This window comes from Comamonas testosteroni (assembly GCF_000761245.1).
GTDB lineage: Bacteria > Pseudomonadota > Gammaproteobacteria > Burkholderiales > Burkholderiaceae_C > Comamonas > Comamonas testosteroni_C.
In genome coordinates this window covers 1-747 of sequence record NZ_AWOR01000054.1, presented here as the reverse complement: position 1 = coordinate 747, position 747 = coordinate 1, and the positions used below count along the sequence as shown (strand labels likewise).

General features: G+C 66.5%; 2 protein-coding genes. One reads left to right on the top strand and one right to left on the bottom strand.

What is annotated here, in order from left to right; genetic code table 11:
* On the top strand, positions 1 to 386 hold a 386-nt coding region (locus P353_RS15995), incomplete at its 5' end, for a LysE family translocator (RefSeq protein WP_034371453.1).
* 208 nt (positions 387 to 594) lie between these two features.
* On the opposite strand, the gene P353_RS28240 is transcribed toward P353_RS15995, so the two are convergent.
* The coding region (locus P353_RS28240; RefSeq protein ID WP_198529083.1) for an NAD(P)(+) transhydrogenase (Re/Si-specific) subunit beta at positions 595 to 747 on the bottom strand (153 nt) is incomplete at its 5' end.

Genomic DNA, 747 nt, shown 5'->3' with positions numbered 1-747 from the left:
ACCTGGCCTGGATGGGAGCGGGTCTGTGGCGCAGCCCAGCCGCCATCAGCACCGCCGCAGATGCAGAGACCGGCACGCGCTGGCACTGGACGGTCAAGGGAGCCAGCGTCAGCGGCCTCAACCCCAAGCAGCTGTTGCTGTTGCTGGCCTTGCTGCCGCAGTTTGTGCGGCCTGCCGACAGCTGGCCGGTGTTTGCGCAGATCATGGCCCTGGGCGCCGTCCATGCAGCCAGTTGCGCCGTGGTCTACTTCGGCGTGGGCTGGGGCTCGCAAAGCGTGCTGCGCTCGCGCCCCGCCGCCGCACTGGCCGTCTCGCGCCTGTCGGGCACGCTGATGCTGGTGATTGCCGCCGTGCTGCTGGGCGAGATCGCCGTTCAGCATATCTGAAAGACAAAATGCCTGCGGCCGAAAACCGCAGGCATTTCAAGAACAGGCCCAGGCTACAAGCCAGGACAGCGGGCAGGAGCCGCCTCGCGGCGGGCAAGCCCGGCGAAGGCATCGCCCCTGCCTCATTGCAAAGCAGGACAGGGGCACCCGGCCAGGGGCGCCCGGCCAGGGGGAAGGCGCTGCGCGCCTCAGGGGCAGCCCCCTTTCATCAACTCTTCAAAGCCCCCAGCACCTCGTCGAGCATCTTCTTGGCATCGCCGAACAGCATGCGGTTGTTGTCCTTGTAGAACAGCGGATTGTCCACGCCCGCGTAGCCGGAAGCCATGGATCGCTTCATCACGATGGAGGTCTTGGCCTTCCA